Source organism: Agrobacterium salinitolerans (genome assembly GCF_027498475.1).
In the GTDB taxonomy this organism is placed as follows: Bacteria; Pseudomonadota; Alphaproteobacteria; order Rhizobiales; family Rhizobiaceae; genus Agrobacterium; species Agrobacterium salinitolerans.
In genome coordinates, this window is the sequence record NZ_JAPZLN010000003.1 from 135,528 (window position 1) to 156,298 (window position 20,771).

The window sequence follows — 20,771 nt, forward strand, 5'->3', positions numbered from 1 at the left end:
CCTTCGGGCGAAGGACTGATATATGCGCGCTCTTCAACTCGTCGACGACCGGAAGCTCGAAAAAGTAGACCTGCCCGAACCGGACGCTCCGGGCCCGGGCGAGGTGACGCTGCGCGTCAAGGCCGTGGCGCTCAATCATATCGACGTGTGGGGCTGGCGCGGCATGGCTTTCGCCAAGCGCAAGATGCCGCTCACCATCGGTGCGGAAGCCTCCGGCGTGGTCGAGGCCATCGGCCCCGGTGTTTCCAACGTGCTGCCGGGCCAGCTGGTCTCGGTCTATGGCGCGCGCACCTGCGGGCTCTGCAAACCCTGCCGCGAAGGCCGCGACAATCTGTGCGAACATGTTCAAGGCGTTCACGGTTTCCATCTCGATGGTTTCGCGCAGGAAAAGATGAATATTCCAGCCCGCCAGCTCGTGCCAGCACCGCACGGCATTGACGCCGTTGCTGCGGCGCTCGCGCCTGTCACTTTCGGCACCGTGGAGCACATGCTGTTCGACAATGCCAAGCTTGAGCCGGGCGAAACCATTCTCATCCATGCCGGCGGTTCCGGCATCGGCACGGCGGCCATTCAGCTTGCCAAGAAGATGGGCTGCACCGTCATCACCACAGTCGGTTCCGACGACAAGATCGAACGGGCGAAGGCGCTCGGGGCCGATCATGTCATCAACTACCGGACCGACCGTTTCGAAGGCGTCGTGCGCAAGCTGACGAAAAAGAAGGGTGTCGATGTTGTCTTCGAACATGTTGGCAAGGATACCTTTGTCGCCTCGATGTTCTCGCTGAAGCGTGGCGGCCGTCTCGTCACCTGCGGCTCTACCTCGGGCGTTTCCACCGAAATCAATCTGATGATGCTGTTCCAGCAGCAGCTGAAGCTGCTCGGCTCCTTCGGCTGCCGCATGGAAAACATGGCCAATGCCATGCAGAAGATGGCACGCGGCATCGTTCATCCCGTCATCGACACGGAAGTCACCTTCGACGATATCGACCGGGCACTGGAGCGCATGGAAACGCGCCAGGTATTCGGCAAGATCGTTCTGCGAATGGACTGAGCATCTTGAAGCTGTTCCTGACACGGATTGTCCTGAAACTGGACCACTTCCGGCAGTGGCTGATTGCGACGCTCGCCTTTGGCCTCCTCAACCTGCTGAAGCTTTTTCCCGCCGATGCCGGCATTCGCGCCGCCGACCGGCTGGCGCGCTTGATAGGGCCGAAAACCGGGCGCCACAAGCTGATGCTTTACAATCTGGCCCGCGCCTTCCCGGAGAAATCCGAGGAGGAGCGGCTTGAGATCGCCATGGATAGCTGGGCCAATATGGGCCGGCTTGCGGCGGAATATGTATTCCTAGACCGGCTGTTCGATTTCGATCCGGAAAAGAACAAGCCGGGCCGCATCGAGGTCGAGGGCATTCCGACCTTCCTCGAGCTGCGCGACAATCCTCGGCCCTTCATCGTCTTTACCGCCCATAGCGGCAATTTCGAGCTCTTGCCGGTTGCCGGCTCGGCTTTCGGTCTCGATGTAACGGTACTGTTCCGGCCGCCGAACAATCCTTTCGTGGCCGACAAGGTGTTCAATTTCCGCAAGGAACGCATGGGCAATCTTGTGCCCTCGCATGCCGGTTCCTCCTTCGCGCTTGCGCGGCAGCTGGAAAAGGGCGGTGGTGTCGGCGTGCTCGTCGACCAGAAATTCGGAAAGGGCCTGACGACGAAGTTCTTCGGCCTTGAAGTTCGCACCAATCCGCTGCTTGCCAAGCTGGTGCGGCAATTCAACTGCGATGTGTATCCGGCCCGTTGCGTGCGTCTTCCCGACAATCGCTACAGGCTGGAAATAGAGCCCAAGGTTGAAATTCCGCGCGATGAGAAGGGCAATGTCGATATTCAGGCGACGGCGCAGCTTCTGAACGACAAGGTGGAAAGCTGGGTGCGCGAATACCCCGGACAATGGCTGTGGTATCACGACCGGTGGGATGTGAAGCACCAGATTTGAGTTCATTGTGGTGCGGCCGGAGTTTGTACGATTTTTACGACATTCGGCCGGAGAATGATGCGTTTCGATGTTTTTCCGTATTAGCGGAACCTCATTTTTCGTTCATGGATTATCGAAATTGAAAAATTAGCGGCTGCTGTGATATTTTGGACAACAATCCCCGCGGCGTTCCCGCGTTTCGTTACGTCATTTTTAAGCGCAAAGACGCTATAATCGAGGGGCAAAGGGTTAATCCGTTCGCATAGGTAGCGGGGGTTATGCCCGTTCAGGGAGAGTTGGGTTGAAAGATTTGATTGAGTTGTTCTGGCTGCGTTATACGGAACTGCAATCTGCCGTTGGTAAAAACGAAGCCGACAAGATTGCCGTGCTGGAGCGTGAACTGGAACAGCTCCTCGAGCGGGTTGTCGGACGCAAGACAGAAAATTCCGAAGATATTCGCGAGCAGTTCCGTTTTGCCATCGATCTCCTCAACCACGAGGCGGAAGACCTTGGCTGCGTGCAGCGCAACTCCGAGCTTCTGCGGACGCTCGTTGATCGTTACGTCGGCATGCCTTCGAAGGCCAAAGTCGTTGGTGACGAGGACGAGGACACGCTGGAGTGGCACCATCGCCACCTGATCCTCGATGAAGACATGCTGAACGATCTGGATGATCCCGTCGTGATCGTTACGCCTGGTTATCGCGTCTCGTTCGCCAATTCTCTCGACGCATTTCAGCGCAATGCGCCGGAAGGTCTTGTGGGGTGCCATATTGCGGAACTGGTTGGCGTCCACCGTTTCCAGAACGACCTCAGAGACAAGCTGGATAATTGTTTCAAGGGCGATACGTCGAAGTATACCTACGCGGAAGACCAGAACGGCCGCACGATCGTGAAATCGTTGGAAATGTCGCCGTGTTACTCATCTGCCTACAAGCTTGTCGGCGCCATGGTCGTCATCCGCGAAATCGAGGACCGCAGACGCCGCGCCACAGCGTGACGTTATACGCCTGTCTCTGACGACAATCCCTTTTATTTCGGGAATATCGTTTCCCATATCGTCGCGATGGACCACGCGGATGAAGCGTCGACAAGAAGCTTCGTCGCCATGGCCAGGCAGGAAAGCACCAGCAGCGGGCGGATGATCTTCGCACCGTTTTTCATGGCGAAGCGGGAGCCGATCTGTGCGCCGATGAACTGGCCGACGCCCATGGCGAGACCGAGCTTCCACAAAACCGCACCACCCATTGCAAAGACGAGAAAACCGCCGAAATTCGAACCGAGGTTGAGAAGCTTCGTGTGGGCGGTCGCCTTCAGCATTCCGAAGCCGGCAAGGCTCACAAAGGCCAGCATGTAAAAAGACCCTGCGCCGGGGCCGAAAACGCCGTCGTAAAAACCGATCAGCGGTGCGACTGCAAGCCCGAACACGAAGGGCGTGATGCGGCGATGGCTGTCGATATCGCTGAGTTGCGGCTTGAAGGCGAAATATAGCGCGATCGCAATCAACAGGAACGGCATGACGGCGCGCATCAGATCGGCTGGCACGAAGGCGGCTGTCAGCGCACCGAGCATTCCGCCGGCCATGGCCATCAGCGCCATAGGCAGTTGCTCTTTGAGGTTCACGTGGCCTCGTCTCGCATAGGCCAGTGTCGCAGAGGCGGAACCGAACTGGGCCTGCAGCTTGTTGGTGCCGAGCGTATCGAGTGGGGCAATGCCCATGATCATCATTGCCGGAATGACGATGAGACCGCCGCCGCCGGCGATGGAATCGATAAAGCCGGCAAAGATGGCGACGCAGAAAAGGACGAGAAAAACGTTGAGGGCGATGTCTTGCACTGGGGATGTCCGGGCAGGCGGCGGGAGAGGGCTTCTTCTTTCACTGAAAAGACTGCCACGCAATATTTTTCTGCATGACATGCCGCTTGCGGGGGGATTGCGGTGTTGCCGCTTATCGTTATGTTTCCGTGGCGCGTCGCCGGAAGAAGCGGATGGCGCTTGAGACATATGGATGAGGACATTATGCATAAAGTGATATTCGATACGGATCCCGGTGTGGACGACGCCATGGCGCTTCTGTTCCTGCATCGTCACCCCGATATCGATCTGATCGGCGTCACCACGGTTTTCGGCAACGCCCCCATCGATATCACCACCCGCAATGCACTCTTTCTCAAACGGGAATGGCAGATGAATGCACCGGTGGCGAGAGGCGCCGGGGTGACCTTCGATCCTGCCCGCAAGGAAGGCCATTGGCCGACCTTCATCCACGGCGAAAACGGCCTCGGCGATATCGATATCCCTGAAACCATCGATCTGCCGCTCGATCCGCGCCCCGCCCATCGCTTTATCATTGAGACGGTGAAGGCCTATCCCGGTGAGGTGACGCTGATCGCGGTCGGCCGCATGACCAATCTGGCGCTGGCACTGCGTGAGGAACCGGATTTCGCCGCGCTGGTCAAGGACGTCATCGTCATGGGCGGCGCCTTCGACATGAACGGCAATGTCTCGCCGGCGGCCGAGGCGAATATTCATGGCGATCCGGAAGCGGCCGACCTTGTCTTTACCGCGCCCTGGCGCGTCACCGTCGTCGGTCTCGACGTGACGACAAAAACCGTGATGACAAGCGCCTTCATGGCTGACATGGCGGAGGCTGGCGGCAAGCCCGTGCAGTTGCTTTCCGACCTGTCGCAGTTCTATATCGATTTCTACAAGACCCGGACCGGCGACGGCATGGTGGTGCATGATAGCTGCGCCTGCGTTTATCTCGTTGCACCGGAACTGTTTACCACCCGCAGCGGCCCGGTGCGCGTCGTCTGCGGCGGACTTGCCGACGGCCAGACGATCCAGAAACCGGATGGCCGGGCTTTTCCGCCGGGCGACTGGGACGGGCATCCGAGCCAGCTTATCTGCACGGATATCGAGCCGGAACGCGTGCTTTCGGTCATCCGTGCGGCAATTGTGAAGGGTGAGCGCGGCTGAAGGGCCGTTCTTGAGCATGGCTTGCCTTGCATTTTCCAAGAATCTGGCGTTATGCAAGTTCCCTGATCATAGTGCGCGATCTGCCTTGCGGGAAGGGCTGCGACGGCCGAACCGGAAGGACGGGCGGATCACCGTTATGCAGCGTGGGCCGAGAAAAGCCTTGTAGGTTTTCCCGTTCTTTGCGCTACAATGAAAAAACGCCTGCCGGGTCGGTTCGTGTCGGCGGCGTTTAAAAACAAAAAACGAACCTTCGTTATGGGCCGGTGGAACCGGTCCATTCCCATGAGGAAAGTGATGGAAGAGTTTCACAAGGTCCGGCGTCTGCCGCAATACGTCTTCGAACAGGTCAACCGTTTGAAAGCGAGCGCGCGAGCGGCCGGGGCCGATATCATCGATCTCGGCATGGGCAATCCCGACCTTCCGACTCCGAAGGCCATTGTCGACAAGCTTTGCGAGGTCGTTCAGGATCCGCGCACCCATCGTTATTCCTCGTCCAAGGGCATTCCCGGCCTTCGCCGCGCGCAGGCCGCCTATTATGCTCGCCGTTTCGGCGTCAAGCTGAACCCCGATACGCAGGTCGTCGCGACCCTCGGCTCCAAGGAAGGCTTCGCCAATATGGCGCAGGCCATCACCGCGCCGGGTGACGTGATCCTGTGTCCGAACCCCACCTATCCGATCCATGCCTTCGGCTTCCTGATGGCGGGCGGCGTTATCCGTTCGATGAATGTCGAGCCGGATGACAGCTTCTTCGGACCGTTGGAGCGCGCGGTGCGCCACTCCATTCCCAAACCGCTGGCGCTGATCGTCAATTATCCGTCGAACCCGACGGCGCATGTGGCCTCGCTCGATTTCTACAAGGACGTCATCGCTTTTGCGAAGAAGCACGAGATCATCGTGCTGTCCGACCTTGCCTATTCGGAAATCTATTTCGACGACAACAATCCGCCGCCTTCGGTTCTCGAAGTTCCCGGCGCAATCGACGTTGCGGTGGAATTCACCTCCATGTCTAAGACCTTCTCCATGCCCGGCTGGCGCATGGGCTTTGCCGTCGGCAACGAGCGTCTGATCGCGGCGTTAACGCGGGTGAAATCCTATCTCGATTACGGCGCCTTCACGCCGATCCAGGTTGCGGCGACGCATGCGCTGAATGGCGACGGCTCCGACATCGCGGAAGTGCGCAGTGTTTATCGCCGCCGCCGCGACGTCATGGTCGACACGTTCGGCAAGGCCGGTTTCGAGGTTCCGCCGCCGGCGGCGACCATGTTCGCCTGGGCGAAAATCCCGGAAAAATTCCGCCATCTCGGCAGCCTGGAATTCTCCAAGCTTCTGGTCGAGAAGGCAGATATCGCCGTTGCTCCCGGCATCGGCTTTGGCGAAATGGGCGATGATTACGTCCGTCTCGCGCTCGTGGAAAACGAGCATCGAATTCGTCAGGCAGCGCGCAATCTGAAGCGTTTCCTGTCGAGCGCAGACGAAACGATGCACAATGTCGTTTCGCTGAACGCCCACAGATAAGGGCAACCGAAGGCGGCCGGGCCTCGGCCGCCACCATCACCAGCAATCAGGAACATACCCATGGCAGATTCATTGAGAATCGGCATAGCGGGGCTCGGCACTGTCGGCGCTTCGCTCGTGCGCATCCTCCAGCAGAGAAGCAACGAACTTGCGATTACCTGCGGACGCGCGATTGAGATTATTGCGGTGAGCGCGCGCGATCGTTCGCGCGATCGCGGCATTGATCTCAAGGGTATTACCTGGTTCGACACGCCGGAGCAGATGGCGAGCGAAGCCGATATCGACGTGTTCGTCGAACTGGTGGGCGGTGCTTCCGGCCAGGCGGAAAATGCGGTGCGCGCCGCACTCGCCCGCGGTCTCCATGTGGTGACAGCCAACAAGGCGCTGCTGGCCAAGCACGGCGTCGAACTGGCGACCCTTGCCGAAGACAAGGGCGCGCTGCTAAACTTCGAAGCGGCGGTGGCCGGCGGTATCCCCGTCATCAAGGCGCTGCGTGAGTCTCTCACCGGCAACCATGTGTCGCGCATCTACGGCATCATGAACGGCACCTGCAATTACATCCTGACCAAGATGGAGAAGGAAGGGCTGTCCTTTGAGGCGTGCTTGAAAGAAGCGCAGCGGCTGGGTTATGCCGAAGCCGATCCGGCTTTCGATATCGAGGGCAACGACACAGCCCACAAGCTTGCCATTCTGACAACGCTTGCCTTCGGCAACAAGATTTCGGCCGACGATATCTATCTGGAAGGCATCACCAATATTTCCAGCGAGGACATTCAGGCGGCCGCCGAACTCGGTTATCGCATCAAGCTTCTCGGCGTGGCGCAGGTGACCGAATCCGGTATCGAGCAGCGGGTGCATCCGACCATGGTGCCGCTCGATTCCGTTATTGCGCAGGTTGATGGCGTCACCAATGCGGTGGCGATCGAATCCGACATTCTCGGGGAATTGCTGATGGTTGGCCCGGGTGCGGGCGGCAACGCCACGGCGTCTGCCGTGCTGGGCGACATTGCCGATATCGCCAAGAGCCGTCCGGGTGCCCAGCAGGTGCCGGTTCTCGGCCGTCCGGCGAAATCGCTGACGGAATATCGTCGCGCCAAGATGAAGAGCCATGAGGGCGGTTACTTCATCCGTCTGACGGTGAAGGATCAGGCGGGCGTCTTCGCCTCCATCGCCACCCGCATGGCGGACAATAACATCTCGCTCGAATCCATCGTGCAACGCCAGCGCGTGCATGTGGAAGGCGCGCCGCAGACCATCATCCTCGTCACCCATGCGACGATGGAAGATGCGATCCGCAAGGCGGTGAAGGCGATCAAGAACGAGAAATATCTCGTCAGCGAACCGCAGGTCATCCGTATCGAGCGGACCTGAAACGCGTCGTTCTGTTCATGACATCGAGGGCCGCGCTTCCGGAAGGAGGCGCGGTTTTCTGTTGTGTGGCCCTCTGGATCGCGCCGGTTTTATCGAGGCCATAAAATTTGAGGGGAGGGCATCGGAAGCGCTGGAAAACAAGGCGATTCGGCACTATGGTTAATCCTGTTCACCAAGCGAGGGAGGCGTGGCCGTGACATCGATCATCCTGTTCAAGGACAATAAGCGCGCAGGTGTTGCAGCCGCCCATCACCGGGCGCGGCCTCACAATGCCAACGACAATATTCGCAGCATGGAATTCGACATGGGGGAGCATGAGCGCAATTGGTGTTCGCTCGCCGTCTTTTCGTTGCTGCTGCTGGTCGGCGCCGTCTCAATCGTCAGCCCGTTTTTCTCGATTTTTTCGGTGTGACTCCGTCAAGGCGCGTTTTTGCTTGAAAAACACGCCTTCGCCATTTAGCCCGTTCTAACCAAGGCGCGGAATGCGCATGAGAAGATGAAGGGACAGGATGGCAATGTTGGAGCCGGCCGATACCGTGGCCCGCGCGTTTTTAAGCGTGGAGCGGTCGGCGACAGAACAGCGCTGGGTGTCGCGGCTGGATCAGGCCGGGCAGAACCGCGCGCTGGCAATGTCTCAGGTCCATGGGATTCCCGAATTGATTGCGCGGGTGCTGGCCGGGCGCGGCGTGGGTGTCGATGACGCTTTGGCGTTCCTCGATCCGACCATTCGTTCGCTGATGCCCGATCCGCATATGCTGACCGATTGCGAAAAGGCCGCCGAAAGGCTGGTGCGTGCCATCGAGACCGGCGAGAAGGTGGCGATATTCGGCGATTACGATGTTGATGGCGCTGCCTCTTCGGCGCTGATGTATCGCTTTCTCGCGCATTTCGAGTTGATGCCGGAAATCTATATTCCCGACCGCATTTTTGAGGGGTACGGGCCGAACCCGGCGGCAATGCAGCAGCTGGCCGCCAATGGCGCGACGCTAATTGTGACCGTCGACTGCGGTTCCACCAGTCATGAGTCGCTTCAGGCCGCAAAGGACGCCGGAACGGATGTGGTGGTGATCGACCACCATCAGGTCGGCACGGAACTGCCGCCAGCGGTGGCGCTGGTCAATCCCAATCGCGAGGACGATCTGTCGGGGCAGGGGCATCTCTGTGCCGCCGGTGTGGTGTTTCTGGTGCTGGTGGCCACGTTGCGGCTGCTGAAGGACAGACGCAACCGGCAGGCCTTTACGCTCGACCTGCTGTCGCTGCTTGATATCGTCGCGCTTGCGACGGTCTGCGACGTGGTGCCGCTGAAGGGGCTGAACCGCGCTTATGTGGTGAAGGGGCTGATTGCCGCACGGCACATGAACAATGCGGGACTTGCGGCGCTGTTCAAGAAGGCGGGGCTCGGCGGGCCTGTGACCCCCTATCATTTCGGTTTCCTGATCGGGCCGCGCATCAATGCCGGCGGCCGCATTGGCGATGCCGCGCTTGGCAGTCGTTTGTTGACGATTGATGATTCCTCGCAGGCCGAGGTCATTGCCGAGCGGCTGGATGAGCTGAACCGCGAGCGGCAGGCCATGGAAGCGGCGATGCTGGCGGAGGCCGAAGCCGAGGCGCTGTTCGAATATGGTGACGGCTCTGGCGCCGGCGTCATCGTCACCGCTCGCGAGAACTGGCATCCGGGCATTGTCGGCCTGCTGGCCTCGCGTCTGAAGGATCGTTTCCGTCGTCCAGCCTTCGCCATTGCCTTCGATCCCTCCGGCAAGGGCACCGGCTCGGGTCGCTCGATCAACGGCTTCGATATGGGGCGCATGGTGCGCGCCGCCGTGGAGGCTGGGTTGCTGGTCAAGGGCGGCGGCCATGCCATGGCGGCCGGACTGACGGTGGAGCGCGCCAATCTCGGCAAGCTCAGGACATTCTTCGAGGAAGCGGCCGCAAAGACGGTGAACGAGCTGGTGCAAAGCAGCGTGCTGAAGATCGATGGCGCCATCGGCGCATCAGGCGCGACATTGCAGCTTGTCGACCAGCTGGAACAGGCCGGTCCTTATGGTTCGGGCCATTCGCAGCCGATATTCGCCGTACCGGCACACCGCCTGCGCGATGTGCGGCTTGTGGGGACAGCGCACGTCAAAATCACGCTGGAGGCCATGGATGGCTCGCGGCTGGACGGCATCGCGTTTCGCGCCGCAGAAGCGCCTCTGGGGCAGATGCTAATGAATGCACGCGGCAGGAACATTCACGTCGCAGGCACCGTGGGGGCCGATCTCTGGCAGGGCCAGAGGCGAGTGCAGCTGCGCGTACTGGACGCGGCTTTCGCACCCTGACGGGGCTGCGGATCAAACTTCCATTTTATGGGAAAAGCTTACTGACCGCCGGAAACGGTATGCGTCTTCATTCTCACGCATCGCGTGAAAATTCTAATGCAGATCACTGATTTTCAAGGAAAAGCAAGTGGCACGCCCTAGGGGAGTCGAACCCCTCTTTTCAGAATGAAAATCTGACGTCCTAACCGATAGACGAAGGGCGCGTGCGCTTGTGGTGTGGCGCCCTTATAGTCAGGCTCCCGTTGCTCCGCAAGCGGAAAAATCGATTTTTCTCGCTTCGTGACGAGTTTTTTTATGGACGCCGGAAAGGCTGTGGAAAACTGCGCTGGAACCGGCCAAGGCCTTGAAATATCGCCGCTATCGCGGCGCGTCGGCAATGCCTTTATGCCTCGTGGAAGGCCCGGGGAGCGTTTTTCCAACCCTTAGCTGGCATCTGCTGCCCGCCAGACAGAACCGCGCTGTGATTTGGCTGGAAGGGGAAAGGCAAGCGGGTCGATTTGCCTGTTGGCGTTTCGGCCAGCTTGCCTTCCATCGGGGGGACAGCATTCTAACGTGCTCGGCGGGAATCGGTTCCGCTGCATTGATCGCGCGTAGCGATTTTGCGAACTGACGCGGTGCATCTAGATTTTGAAGAGGAAAACACGAAGGCAAGTGGCACGCCCTAGGGGAGTCGAACCCCTCTTTTCAGAATGAAAATCTGACGTCCTAACCGATAGACGAAGGGCGCGTGCGCTTGTGGTGTGGCGCCCTTATAGTCAGGCTCCTGAAGGTCTGCAAGCGGAAAAATGCATGATTTGACAAAAAAATGACATGGGCCACCAGAACCCCTGGAAAACAAGGATTCTCGTTTCGTAACAATTGGTTAAACTGCGATGTCGAGCGCATTTTTGTGCTCTTGGCGCTTCGAGAGCGGTGGAATCACAAAATCGAAATCGTCGCGCTCGTGCATGGAGATAAAGATTTCAGCAGATCTCCAGAAACGAAAACGGGGCCGAAACGGCCCCGCTCGATATACGTGTCGATTGCAGTCTCAGTGCAAAATCTGGCTGAGGAACAGCCGGGTGCGCTCATGCTGCGGATTGTCGAAGAATTCGGCGGGCGAATTCTGTTCGACGATCTGGCCCTGGTCCATGAAGATGACGCGGTTTGCGACCTGACGGGCAAAGCCCATTTCGTGGGTTACGCATAGCATGGTCATACCGTCTTCGGCGAGGCTGACCATGGTGTCGAGCACTTCTTTCACCATTTCCGGGTCGAGCGCCGAGGTCGGCTCGTCAAACAGCATAATCTTCGGCTTCATGCAGAGCGAGCGGGCAATCGCCACGCGCTGCTGCTGGCCGCCGGACAGCTGGCCGGGATACTTATTCGCCTGCTCGGGGATCTTGACGCGCGTCAGATAGTGCATAGCCACTTCCTCGGCTTCCTTCTTGGGCATCTTGCGAACCCAGATCGGCGCCAGCGTGCAGTTTTCAAGGATCGTCAGATGCGGGAAGAGGTTGAAGTGCTGGAACACCATGCCGACTTCACGACGCACTTCATCGATCTTCTTGAGATCGTTGGTGAGTTCTATTCCGTCGACATTGATCGTACCTGACTGATGTTCTTCCAGCCGGTTGATGCAGCGGATCATGGTGGACTTGCCCGAGCCCGAAGGGCCGGCGATGACGATGCGCTCGCCTTTCATGACCTTCAGGTTGATATCGCGCAGCACGTGGAAGTCGCCATACCACTTGTTCATGCCGATGAGTTCTATCGCCACGTCCGTAGTCGAGACGGCCAGTTCTTTTGCTTGGGTTTCTGCCATTTGAGCGTCCCTTATCGTTTATGCCCGGTGTCGAGGTGCCGTTCCATGAACAGCGAATAACGCGACATGCCGAAGCAGAATATCCAGAATACGAAGCCTGCGAAAATATAGCCAGTCATGGCGGTGACGGGCGTGGCCCAGTTCGCATCCGATTGGTTGAGTGTGACAATACCGAGCAGGTCGAACATGCCGATGATCGAGACCAGCGACGTATCCTTGAACAGCCCGATGAAGGTGTTGACGATGCCCGGAATGACGAGCTTCAGCGCCTGCGGTAGCACGATCAGTCTCGTCTTCTGCCAATAGTTCAGGCCGAGTGAATCCGCACCTTCATATTGTCCCTTTGGAATGGCCTGCAGGCCGCCGCGGATCACCTCCGCCATATAGGCCGAGGAGAACAGCGACACGCCGACGAGCGCGCGCAGGAACTTGTCGAAGGTCCAGCCGTCGGGCAGGAACAAAGGCAGCATGATGCTGGCGAAGAACAGGACGGTGATCAACGGAATGCCTCTGATGACCTCAATGAAGAGTACGCAGAGCATCTTGATCACCGGCATGTTGCAGCGCCGGCCGAGCGCCAGAAGAATGCCGAAGGGCAGTGACACCGTGATCCCGAAGAATGACAGGATGAGCGTCACCATCAGGCCGCCCCAGAGCTGCGTTTCGACCACAGGCAGGCCGAAGACGCCGCCGATGAGCAGGAAAAATGCAATGAAGGGCAGGATGATGAAAAGCGCCAGCGCATTCAGTCGCTTGAACGGCGCTTTTGGAATCAGCATCGGTATCAGGAGGATAGCGAAGGTCACCATCACCAGGATGGGACGCCAGCGTTCGTCGATCGGATAGCGGCCGAAGACGAATTGTCCGAGCTTCGCCGAAACGAAAGCCCAGCACGCACCGGACTGGCCGTCCGGCAGCGCGCCGCCCTGCGAAGCGGTCAGGCAGGCGATACGATCGCTGCCGGTCCATACCGCGTCGATGAACAGCCAATCGATAATCGGTGGCACAATATAGGCCAGCAGAGCGATGGCAATGACGGTGAAAACCGTATCCTTGGGCGTGGCGAAGAGTTTGGTGCGCAGCCAATGCGTTACCCCGACCGCGCTGGATGGCGCGGGGCGGGCTTCTTCAATGGTCTGTCGCACGAAGGCTTGGTTGCTGATCGTCATCGTCATCTCTCCACCAGGGCCATTTTCGCGTTGAACCAGTTCATGACCACGGCCGTGAGCAGGGACAGCGAGAGATAGATGACCAGCCAGATTGCAACGATTTCAACCGCCTGACCCGTCTGGTTCAGGATCGTGCCGCCAACCGAGACGATGTCGGCGAAACCGACGGCGACTGCGAGTGACGAGTTCTTGGTCAGATTGAGATACTGGCTCGTCAGCGGCGGGATGATGATGCGCATCGCCTGCGGAACGACGATCAGGCGCGTCGTGGTGCTGGCGCGAAGTCCCAGTGCATCCGCAGCTTCCGTCTGCCCCTTCGCCACGGCCTTGATGCCGCCGCGAACGATTTCGGCGATAAAGGAGGCGGTATAGAAGGAGAGCGCCAGGAACAGCGACATGAATTCAGGTGCGACGACCGCGCCCCCGGTGAGATTGAACCGTCCGGCAATCGGATAGTCGAATGTCAGCGGTGCGCCAAGCGCCAGAAATGTGGCCAGCGGCAGGCCGATGATGAGAAGCGTCGCCGTTATTCCGGTACGGAACTGCTGCCCGGTTCTTTCCTGTCTGGCCTTCGCCCAGCGGTAAACGAAGAAGCTGAGGACAATGGCGACGAGAAAGGCCAGCGGCACGAGCCAGGTGCCTTCTCCCCACAACGGCTTGGGAAAGAAGAAGCCGCGATTGTTGAGGTAGGTTCCGAGTGGAAGTTCCAGCGATTCGCGCGCCTGCGGCAGAACCGAGATGACGCCCTTGTACCAGAAAAAGATGACGAGCAGCGGCGGGATGTTGCGGAAGATTTCCACATAGGCCTGCGCGAGTTTCGAAATCAGCCAGTTGTTGGACAGCCGGGCGATGCCGACGATGAAACCGATGATCGAGGCGGCGATGATGCCGAAAAACGCAACCTGGATCGTGTTGAGAATGCCAACGAGCAATGCCCGGCCATAGGTCGCATCGCTGGTATAAGCGATCAGCGACTGGCCGATATCGAAACCGGCTCTTCCATCGAGGAAGCCGAAGCCGGACGAGATGTTTGACCGTTGAAGATTGGTGATCGTATTCGTCACGATGATCCAGACGAAGGCGGCCAGGACGACGACTGTCAGGACCTGATAAAAAATGCCGCGTATGCGTGGATCGTAGATAAATGACGACGCGCTTTGCGCGCGCGATCGTTGCGAACTGACCGCGTTGCCTGCCATAGGCACCTTTCCCTTTTATATGCTCTTTGCGAGCTTATTTATATAATTTGAAGCGGAGGCCGGGCGTTGCCCAGCCTCCTTATATGATCTAGCCGGTAATAGGGCCGATCAACGGACCGGCGGTGCGTATTGCAGGCCGCCCTTGGTCCACAGCGCGTTCTGGCCACGCTCGATCTTCAGCGGAGAGCCTGCGCCGACGTTGCGGTCGAAGACTTCGCCGTAGTTGCCCACCAGCTTGATGATGTTGTAGGCCCAGTCGTTGGTCACGCCGAGATCAGTGCCGATCTTGGTGCCTTCTTCCGTGCCGAGCAGGCGCTTCACGTCCGGATTGGCGCTGTTCTTCTGCTCATCGACATTCTTGGAGGTGACGCCAAGCTCTTCGGCGTTGACCATCGCATAGTGAACCCAGGTCACGATGTCGAACCACTGGTCGTCACCCTGGCGAACGGCCGGGCCAAGCGGTTCCTTGGAGATGACTTCCGGCAGAACGATGTTTTCTTCCGGGTTCTTCAGCTTCAGACGGATGGCGTAAAGACCCGACTGGTCGGTGGTGTAGACGTCGCAACGACCGGAATCATAGGCAGACGTCGCGTCGGATTCCTTTTCGAAAACGACCGGGTTGTACTGCAGATTGTTGGTCTTGAAGTAGTCGGCCAGGTTGAGCTCGGTGGTCGTGCCGGTCTGAACGCAGACGGCGGCGCCGGAGAGTTCAAGAGCGGACTTCACGTTGAGGCCCTTCTTGGCGATGAAGCCTTGGCCGTCATAATAGTTGACGGTGCGGAAGTTGAAGCCCAGCGACGTATCGCGGCTGATCGTCCAGGTGGTGTTACGGGTCAGAACATCGACTTCACCGGACTGGAGAGCCGGGAAGCGGTCCTTGCTCGAAAGGGCGACAAACTTGGCTTTCGAAGGATCACCGAAAACCGCGGTGGCGATACCACGGCAATAGTCAACGTCGATACCGGACCATTCACCCTTGTCATCGGGATTGGAAAATCCCGGAATGCCAGCACTAACGCCGCACGTGACGAAACCTTTCGACTTGACATCCTGAAGCGTCGCAGCCGAAGCGACCGAGGCTCCTCCCAAAACTGCTGCGCCGATGGCGGCTGACAGAATTGCCTTTTTCATTTTTCCCAACCTTTGTTTGTTATCGTCACTTGGAAGAGGACCGGCATATTTATTTTCCCCAGCTCCCCCTTCAGCGAGATCTTTTTCGATCCGCTCTTTCTATCACAATCGCAATTGGCAGCGGGGTCAAGACGTGCGGGCAATAATTGTGCCTATAAAACGGAATTTTCCAAATTTTGGTCGGGAAGTGTGCAAAGGGTGAAAATATAAGCATATTTTTGCGGAAAATTGCACTTGCACAGTATTTGCATACTTCTTGTATTCTGGTCGGCGACGGGTCGCTCCGACCCGTTCTGGCGTCCCTGCCGGACTTGACCTTGCGTTGCACTCTTAGCATTGTCGAACGCGTCAATGTTCCTTCGAAAGTTGATCTGAAATGACCAAGACAAATGACCTGCTTTCCGCCGCAGGTGTGAATACGCGCCTGGCCCACGGCGGCAACGATCCCGCCGACTGTTTCGGTTTCGTCAATCCGCCCATCGTGCGTGGCTCGACTGTGCTTTTTCCCGACGCGGAGACGCTCTCGACCGAAAACCAGAAATACACCTATGGCACCCACGGCACGCCGACGACGGATGCCTTGTGCAATCTCGTCAACGAACTGGAAGGTTCGTTCGGAACTATCCTTGTGCCTTCGGGTCTTGCGGCCATTACCGTGCCATTCCTTGCCTATCTCGCCGCCGGTGACCATGCGCTGATCGTCGATTCCGTCTACTTCCCGACGCGCCGTTTCTGCAATACGATGCTGAAAAAGCTGGGTGTCGAGGTGGAATATTACGACCCGGCAATCGGGGAGGGCATAGAGGCTCTCATCCGGCCGAACACCAAGCTGGTGCATCTGGAAGCGCCGGGCTCCAACACCTTCGAGATTCAGGATGTCAGGCTGATCGCGGATATCGCTCACCGGCATGATTGTGTGGTGACGATGGACAATACCTGGGCGACGCCGCTTTATTTCAAGCCGCTCGATTTCGGCGTCGATGTATCCATTCACGCCGCCACCAAATATCCTTCTGGCCATTCGGATGTGCTGATGGGTTTCGTTTCGGCCAATGAAAAGCACTGGAAGGCGCTTGATCAGGCCAATGCCAATCTGGGCATCTGCGTTACCTCTGACGATGCCTACCAGATCCTGCGCGGCATGCGCACCATGGGAATCAGGCTGGCGCACCATCAGAAAAGCGCGCTCGATATCGCCACATGGCTGGAGAGCCGTGACGACGTCGTTCGTGTACTGCATCCGGCGCTGCCGAGTTTTGCAGGGCACGAACTCTGGAAGCGCGACTTCAAGGGCGCAAGCGGTGTTTTCTCCTTTGTGCTGAAGGCGGAGGAAGGCAAATATAAGCAGGCGGCGGCCGCTTTCCTCAATGCGCTGACCTTCTTCGGGCTGGGCTATTCCTGGGGCGGGTACGAATCGCTTGCCGTTTCGGTCTCGCTTGTCGACAGAACTATTGCCAAGGGCCCGTCGGAAGGGCCGGTCATCCGCCTGCAGATCGGGCTCGAGGATATCGCCGATCTCAAGAAGGACATCGAGGCCGGGTTTGCGGCTGCGGCCGGGATTTAACCTCAGCCTTTGGCGCGGTAGCCGTAGAGCCAGTCGAAATCCTTCAGGAAGGCGTCGGTGGGGCGCGTGGAAAACACGAAGTCCCGCGCAATACGCACCGGGCCTATGGCGTGATAGGCAAAACGATTGAGGGAGGCCCGCTTGCGGGCCTTTTCTATGCGCGGCAGGCGCAGGGCCTCAAAGCCAGCAAGGGCCTGCGACAAGGGCAGGGGCTTTTCGGCATTACCGCCTGCCGTCGCCCACGCAAGTTCAAACGCATCCTCTATCGCCATCGCGGCGCCCTGCGCGGCGAAGGGCATCATGGCATGCGCCGCATCGCCGATCAGCACCGTGTCACGGCCATTATGCCAGCGGCCGGGGCCGGCCTGATAGAGCGGCCAGAAGGTCGGATTTTCAGACGAATCGAGCAATCGGACGATATCCGGGCTGAAGCCGCGAAACTGTTCCAGCAGCATGGCTTTCTGTCGCCCGCCCGATTCCGCCCGCCAGGTTGCGCCCGGGTCGGCGCCGAGCGCGATGGCGACAATGTTGAAGCCGCCGACTTCCTTCAGCGGATAAGCGACGATATGGCCGCCGGAGCCGAGATAGGCGGTCACGGCGCTTTTGTTGATGGCTGACGGCACATCGTTTGCGGCGACCGTGAAGCGCCAGGCAATATTGCCGGAGAAGGTGGCTGCGGGGGCGGAAGGGACCGCGAAACGCGCCGCCGACCAGACGCCGTCCGCGCCGACGATCAGGTCATGGTCACGGAAGGTGGTTGCGGCAATCACGTCCACCGTCGCGTTTTCGATGCGCTTGCCGAGATGAAGGCGGCAGAGCGGGTTTCGTGTCACCGCCTGGAAAAGTGCATTCTGCAGCGTCGAGCGGTGCAGTACGCCGTAGGGTGCGCCCCAGCGGCTGCGGGCCACCGCGCCCATCGGCAGGGAGAGCAGCGTGGCCAGCGATTTTCCGGAGGCGAGTTCGACGCTGAGAGGTTCGGTCCAGCGCGCCTCGATATCAGGCAGTACCCCAAGCGTGTCGAGAATGCGGGCGGCATTGGGCGAGAGTTGCAGGCCGGCGCCCACTTCCGTTAGCTCACCGGCCTGCTCGATGATGTCACAGTCGATCCCGTAACGGGCAAAAGACAGGGCAGCGGTGAGACCGGCGATGCCGGCACCGACAATGGCTACGGATTTGATGGGCATTGGTGCGCCCCGATCAGGAAAAGTGGAAGGTCAGGCGGCCTTCACATGGAAGACGCAGCCCGGAGGATTGGTCTGCTCGGCCTTCAGCGACGGATTGTACCGGTAAAGGGTGGAGCAGTAGGAACAGACCTTCTCATTGTCGTCGCCCATATCGATGAAGATATGCGGGTGATCGTAAGGCACGGAAGCGCCGGTGCACATGAATTCCTTGACGCCGATCTCGATCACGCTGTGTCCGCCATCGTTCTGGAAGTGGGGAATGGAATGCCCGGCCATGTTCGTCTCCAAATGCAATATCGTTATCGAGCCGCAATCCGTCTTCTCGCATCGGCTCGTCGTTGCGGATATGTAGCCTCAAACGCATTGCATCTCCATAAAAATCGTCAGCAAAACATGTTCAATCTTGTGCTTTCCTGCCATATGGTCCGGCAAAAAGGATGTCCTTGATGAATCTCAACACGCCGCAATTTTCCGATTTTTCCCATGACGGTCTTCGCCTTGCCTATTTCGATGAGGGTGATCCGGCGGGCGATCCGGTCTTGTTGATCCATGGCTTTGCCTCCAGCGCTAATGTCAACTGGGTGCATCCCGGCTGGGTGAAGACGCTGGGCGAGGCGGGCTACCGCGTGATCGCCATCGATAATCGCGGCCATGGCGCAAGCGACAAGCCGCACGATTCCGAAGCCTATTATCCGCCCGTCATGGCCGGGGACGCGGTGGCGCTGCTCAATCATCTCGGTATCGCCGAGACGCATGTGATGGGCTATTCCATGGGCGCGCGCATTTCCGCATTTCTCGCCATGGCGCATCCGGAGCGCGTGCGGTCGCTGGTCTTCGGCGGGCTTGGCATCGGCATGGTCGAAGGCGTTGGCGACTGGGATCCGATTGCCGAGGCGCTTCTCGCACCTTCGCTCGATGTCGTCACCCATGAGCGCGGCCGCATGTTCCGAGCTTTTGCTGACCAGACGAAAAGCGACCGGCTTGCGCTTGCCGCCTGTATCGAGACGTCCCGGGTTCTCGTCACCCGCGAACAGGCGGCAAAGATCGATGCGCCAACGCTGATCGCGGTTGGAACGAAGGACGATATTGCCGGTTCCGGTACGGAGCTTGCCGCGATCATGCCGCATGCGCGGGCGATCGACATTCCCGGCCGCGACCACATGCTGGCCGTCGGCGACCGGGTGTTCAAGGCGGCGGTGCTGGAATTTTACCGCTCGCTTTGAGCGGGCGCGGCAAGAAACGTTTTTTCATGCTGCATGAAGAAAAACTGAAGCCTTGCCGCCTTTAAAGTCGTCATTCGAATCCCATTTCTAATGCACGTCTTTTTCTGTATAAAGAACGACCACTGCAAACGAGGAGACCATTCATGGTCGCACGTACCGAGGCCCGTCAGCCGGAACAGCTGGCGATCGTCGATCCCATCTGGGGCAGCCTGCTCAATGAAGCTCGAAGTGCTGCGGCACAGGATCCGCTGCTTTCGGCCTTTCTTTATTCGACCATCCTCAACCACCGGTCTCTCGAAGAATGTGTGATCTACCGCATCTGCGAACTGCTCGATCATCCCGACATGCAGGCCGTGCTGCTGCGCCAGACCTTCCAGGACATGCTGGATGACTGGCCGGAATGGGGAAGCGTGCTGCGCGTCGACATTCAGGCCGTTTACGACCGCGACCCCGCCTGCACGCGCTTCATGGAGCCGCTCCTCTATTTCAAGGGGTTCCAGGCCATCCAGACCCACAGGCTCGCCCATTGGCTGCTGCAAAAGGGCCGCAGGGATTTGGCGCTTTATCTGCAGAGCCGCTCATCGAGTATCTTCCAGACCGATATCAATCCGGCCGCGCGTATCGGCAAGGGCATTTTCCTCGACCATGCCACCGGGCTGGTGGTCGGCGAGACGGCGGTGATCGGTGACAACGTCTCCATCCTCCACGGCGTCACGCTCGGCGGCACCGGCAAGGAAGGTGCGGACCGCCACCCGAAGATCGCCAATGGCGTGATGATCGGTGCGGGGGCGAAAATCCTCGGCAATATCGAGATCGGCAGCTGCTCGCGCATTGCCGCCGGTTCGGTGGTGCTGAAACCCGTTCCGCCGAAGACCACGGTTGCCGGCGTGCCGGCGCGGGTGGTGGGAGAAGCAGGGTGTTCGGAACCCTCGCGTCTGATGGACCAGCTTATCGGGGCCGATATCTGACCGGCCCTGTCGCGCTCTGATGGGCCGGCATTTTCACGGTTGTGCGTGTGGAAGACGCGGATGACGTGCCGCTTTCACTTTACTTTGGCCTTTATCCCATGCCAAAAGCGGGCCAACGTGAACCGCACAGGAGAATAGTGGTGAAAGCCGACGAAATCAAAAAACTCGACGCCTATTTCAAGCGCACTTTCAATGAAAAAATGATTGTGAAGGCACGTCCGCGCAAGGACGATTCCGCCGAAGTGTATCTTGGCGAAGAGTTTCTCGGCGTCGTCTACATCGATGACGAAGACGGCGACCGTTCCTACAACTTCTCCATGGCGATCCTCGACGTCGATCTGTGATCGTCACCATCCGGTGACGGATGAGTTTCGCATTCAATAA

At 58.9% G+C, this 20,771-nt stretch carries 19 protein-coding genes and 2 tRNA genes; 12 read left to right on the top strand and 9 right to left on the bottom strand.

What is annotated here, in order from left to right; all coding sequences use genetic code 11:
• Positions 1-22 precede the first annotated feature (22 nt).
• The 3 genes from O9X91_RS12620 (at position 23) to O9X91_RS12630 (ending at position 2,962) form a co-directional block, all read left to right on the top strand.
• Entirely contained in the window at positions 23-1,051 is a 1,029-nt protein-coding gene (locus O9X91_RS12620) for a zinc-binding dehydrogenase (protein ID WP_077982233.1), read from the top strand.
• A gap of 5 nt (positions 1,052-1,056) precedes the next feature.
• Complete coding sequence (locus O9X91_RS12625; protein ID WP_162520378.1) at positions 1,057-1,986, top strand: lipid A biosynthesis lauroyl acyltransferase; 930 nt, start codon at positions 1,057-1,059, stop codon at positions 1,984-1,986.
• 280 nt (positions 1,987-2,266) lie between these two features.
• Positions 2,267-2,962 (top strand): hypothetical protein, encoded by a 696-nt coding sequence (locus tag O9X91_RS12630; RefSeq protein WP_035240634.1) that lies wholly within the window; start codon positions 2,267-2,269, stop codon positions 2,960-2,962.
• Positions 2,963-2,994: 32 nt separating this feature from the next.
• On the opposite strand, the gene O9X91_RS12635 is transcribed toward O9X91_RS12630, so the two are convergent.
• Complete coding sequence (locus tag O9X91_RS12635) at positions 2,995-3,798, bottom strand: TSUP family transporter (RefSeq protein ID WP_142912261.1); 804 nt, start codon at positions 3,796-3,798, stop codon at positions 2,995-2,997.
• A 183-nt stretch (positions 3,799-3,981) separates the two neighbouring features.
• Here O9X91_RS12635 and O9X91_RS12640 point away from each other — a divergent pair, with 183 nt between their 5' ends.
• The 5 genes from O9X91_RS12640 to recJ all read left to right on the top strand — a co-directional run bounded on the left by O9X91_RS12640 (position 3,982) and on the right by recJ (position 10,145).
• The gene (locus O9X91_RS12640) at positions 3,982-4,941 is read left to right on the top strand and encodes a nucleoside hydrolase (RefSeq protein WP_142912260.1); all 960 of its coding nucleotides are present in this window, start codon (positions 3,982-3,984) and stop codon (positions 4,939-4,941) included.
• A gap of 294 nt (positions 4,942-5,235) precedes the next feature.
• Complete coding sequence (locus O9X91_RS12645) at positions 5,236-6,456, top strand: LL-diaminopimelate aminotransferase (protein ID WP_077982236.1); 1,221 nt, start codon at positions 5,236-5,238, stop codon at positions 6,454-6,456.
• Between the two features lie 60 nt (positions 6,457-6,516).
• Complete coding sequence (locus O9X91_RS12650) at positions 6,517-7,827, top strand: homoserine dehydrogenase (protein WP_077982237.1); 1,311 nt, start codon at positions 6,517-6,519, stop codon at positions 7,825-7,827.
• 187 nt (positions 7,828-8,014) lie between these two features.
• On the top strand, positions 8,015-8,239 hold the full coding sequence (locus O9X91_RS12655; RefSeq protein WP_003524853.1) for a hypothetical protein: 225 nt from the start codon (positions 8,015-8,017) through the stop codon (positions 8,237-8,239).
• 97 nt (positions 8,240-8,336) lie between these two features.
• Positions 8,337-10,145 (top strand): single-stranded-DNA-specific exonuclease RecJ, encoded by a 1,809-nt coding sequence (recJ, locus tag O9X91_RS12660; RefSeq protein ID WP_416171977.1) that lies wholly within the window; start codon positions 8,337-8,339, stop codon positions 10,143-10,145.
• A gap of 128 nt (positions 10,146-10,273) precedes the next feature.
• On the opposite strand, the gene O9X91_RS12665 is transcribed toward recJ, so the two are convergent.
• The 6 genes from O9X91_RS12665 to O9X91_RS12690 all read right to left on the bottom strand — a co-directional run bounded on the left by O9X91_RS12665 (position 10,274) and on the right by O9X91_RS12690 (position 15,448).
• A tRNA-Glu gene (locus tag O9X91_RS12665) sits at positions 10,274-10,348 on the bottom strand.
• Positions 10,349-10,797: 449 nt separating this feature from the next.
• Positions 10,798-10,872, bottom strand: a tRNA-Glu gene (locus tag O9X91_RS12670).
• Between the two features lie 303 nt (positions 10,873-11,175).
• Positions 11,176-11,949, bottom strand: a complete 774-nt coding sequence (locus O9X91_RS12675; RefSeq protein ID WP_137410420.1) for an amino acid ABC transporter ATP-binding protein — start codon at positions 11,947-11,949, stop codon at positions 11,176-11,178.
• A gap of 11 nt (positions 11,950-11,960) precedes the next feature.
• Entirely contained in the window at positions 11,961-13,118 is a 1,158-nt protein-coding gene (locus O9X91_RS12680; RefSeq protein WP_080790695.1) for an amino acid ABC transporter permease, read from the bottom strand.
• Between the two features lie 2 nt (positions 13,119-13,120).
• Positions 13,121-14,317 carry an amino acid ABC transporter permease gene (locus O9X91_RS12685; RefSeq protein ID WP_080790696.1) on the bottom strand — a complete coding sequence of 399 codons (1,197 nt, stop codon included), beginning with the start codon at positions 14,315-14,317 and terminating at the stop codon, positions 13,121-13,123.
• A gap of 108 nt (positions 14,318-14,425) precedes the next feature.
• Entirely contained in the window at positions 14,426-15,448 is a 1,023-nt protein-coding gene (locus O9X91_RS12690; protein ID WP_162520376.1) for an amino acid ABC transporter substrate-binding protein, read from the bottom strand.
• A gap of 376 nt (positions 15,449-15,824) precedes the next feature.
• On the opposite strand from O9X91_RS12690, the gene O9X91_RS12695 reads away from it, so the two are divergent.
• Positions 15,825-17,012, top strand: coding sequence for a cystathionine beta-lyase (locus O9X91_RS12695; protein ID WP_142912258.1), 1,188 nt, complete (start codon positions 15,825-15,827; stop codon positions 17,010-17,012).
• A gap of 2 nt (positions 17,013-17,014) precedes the next feature.
• Here the strand turns inward: O9X91_RS12695 and O9X91_RS12700 are convergent, their stop codons facing one another.
• Together O9X91_RS12700 and O9X91_RS12705 are read right to left on the bottom strand one after the other, a co-directional pair.
• The gene (locus O9X91_RS12700) at positions 17,015-18,196 is read right to left on the bottom strand and encodes an FAD-dependent monooxygenase (protein WP_142912257.1); all 1,182 of its coding nucleotides are present in this window, start codon (positions 18,194-18,196) and stop codon (positions 17,015-17,017) included.
• A 30-nt stretch (positions 18,197-18,226) separates the two neighbouring features.
• On the bottom strand, positions 18,227-18,472 hold the full coding sequence (locus O9X91_RS12705) for a zinc-finger domain-containing protein (RefSeq protein WP_035223329.1): 246 nt from the start codon (positions 18,470-18,472) through the stop codon (positions 18,227-18,229).
• Between the two features lie 170 nt (positions 18,473-18,642).
• Between O9X91_RS12705 and O9X91_RS12710 the strand changes: the two genes are divergently transcribed.
• From O9X91_RS12710 to O9X91_RS12720, 3 genes are all read left to right on the top strand, one after another.
• Positions 18,643-19,419, top strand: coding sequence for an alpha/beta fold hydrolase (locus O9X91_RS12710; protein WP_142912256.1), 777 nt, complete (start codon positions 18,643-18,645; stop codon positions 19,417-19,419).
• A gap of 143 nt (positions 19,420-19,562) precedes the next feature.
• A complete protein-coding gene (gene cysE, locus O9X91_RS12715; RefSeq protein ID WP_077982243.1) occupies positions 19,563-20,387 on the top strand; it encodes a serine O-acetyltransferase in 825 nt (274 codons plus the stop codon).
• A gap of 140 nt (positions 20,388-20,527) precedes the next feature.
• On the top strand, positions 20,528-20,731 hold the full coding sequence (locus O9X91_RS12720; protein ID WP_003502851.1) for a DUF3126 family protein: 204 nt from the start codon (positions 20,528-20,530) through the stop codon (positions 20,729-20,731).
• Positions 20,732-20,771 lie beyond the last annotated feature (40 nt).

Excerpts from the sequence above, each read along its gene's own strand:
- O9X91_RS12620 (WP_077982233.1), top strand. The coding sequence starts at position 23 with ATGCGCGCTCTTCAACTCGTCGACGACCGGAAGCTCGAAAAAGTAGAC.
- O9X91_RS12640 (WP_142912260.1), top strand. The coding sequence starts at position 3,982 with ATGCATAAAGTGATATTCGATACGGATCCCGGTGTGGACGACGCCATG.
- O9X91_RS12645 (WP_077982236.1), top strand. The coding sequence starts at position 5,236 with ATGGAAGAGTTTCACAAGGTCCGGCGTCTGCCGCAATACGTCTTCGAA.
- O9X91_RS12650 (WP_077982237.1), top strand. The coding sequence starts at position 6,517 with ATGGCAGATTCATTGAGAATCGGCATAGCGGGGCTCGGCACTGTCGGC.
- recJ (WP_416171977.1), top strand. The coding sequence starts at position 8,337 with ATGGCAATGTTGGAGCCGGCCGATACCGTGGCCCGCGCGTTTTTAAGC.
- O9X91_RS12675 (WP_137410420.1), bottom strand. The coding sequence starts at position 11,949 with ATGGCAGAAACCCAAGCAAAAGAACTGGCCGTCTCGACTACGGACGTG.
- O9X91_RS12680 (WP_080790695.1), bottom strand. The coding sequence starts at position 13,118 with ATGACGATCAGCAACCAAGCCTTCGTGCGACAGACCATTGAAGAAGCC.
- O9X91_RS12685 (WP_080790696.1), bottom strand. The coding sequence starts at position 14,317 with ATGGCAGGCAACGCGGTCAGTTCGCAACGATCGCGCGCGCAAAGCGCG.
- O9X91_RS12690 (WP_162520376.1), bottom strand. The coding sequence starts at position 15,448 with ATGAAAAAGGCAATTCTGTCAGCCGCCATCGGCGCAGCAGTTTTGGGA.
- O9X91_RS12695 (WP_142912258.1), top strand. The coding sequence starts at position 15,825 with ATGACCAAGACAAATGACCTGCTTTCCGCCGCAGGTGTGAATACGCGC.
- O9X91_RS12700 (WP_142912257.1), bottom strand. The coding sequence starts at position 18,196 with ATGCCCATCAAATCCGTAGCCATTGTCGGTGCCGGCATCGCCGGTCTC.
- O9X91_RS12705 (WP_035223329.1), bottom strand. The coding sequence starts at position 18,472 with ATGGCCGGGCATTCCATTCCCCACTTCCAGAACGATGGCGGACACAGC.
- O9X91_RS12710 (WP_142912256.1), top strand. The coding sequence starts at position 18,643 with ATGAATCTCAACACGCCGCAATTTTCCGATTTTTCCCATGACGGTCTT.
- cysE (WP_077982243.1), top strand. The coding sequence starts at position 19,563 with ATGGTCGCACGTACCGAGGCCCGTCAGCCGGAACAGCTGGCGATCGTC.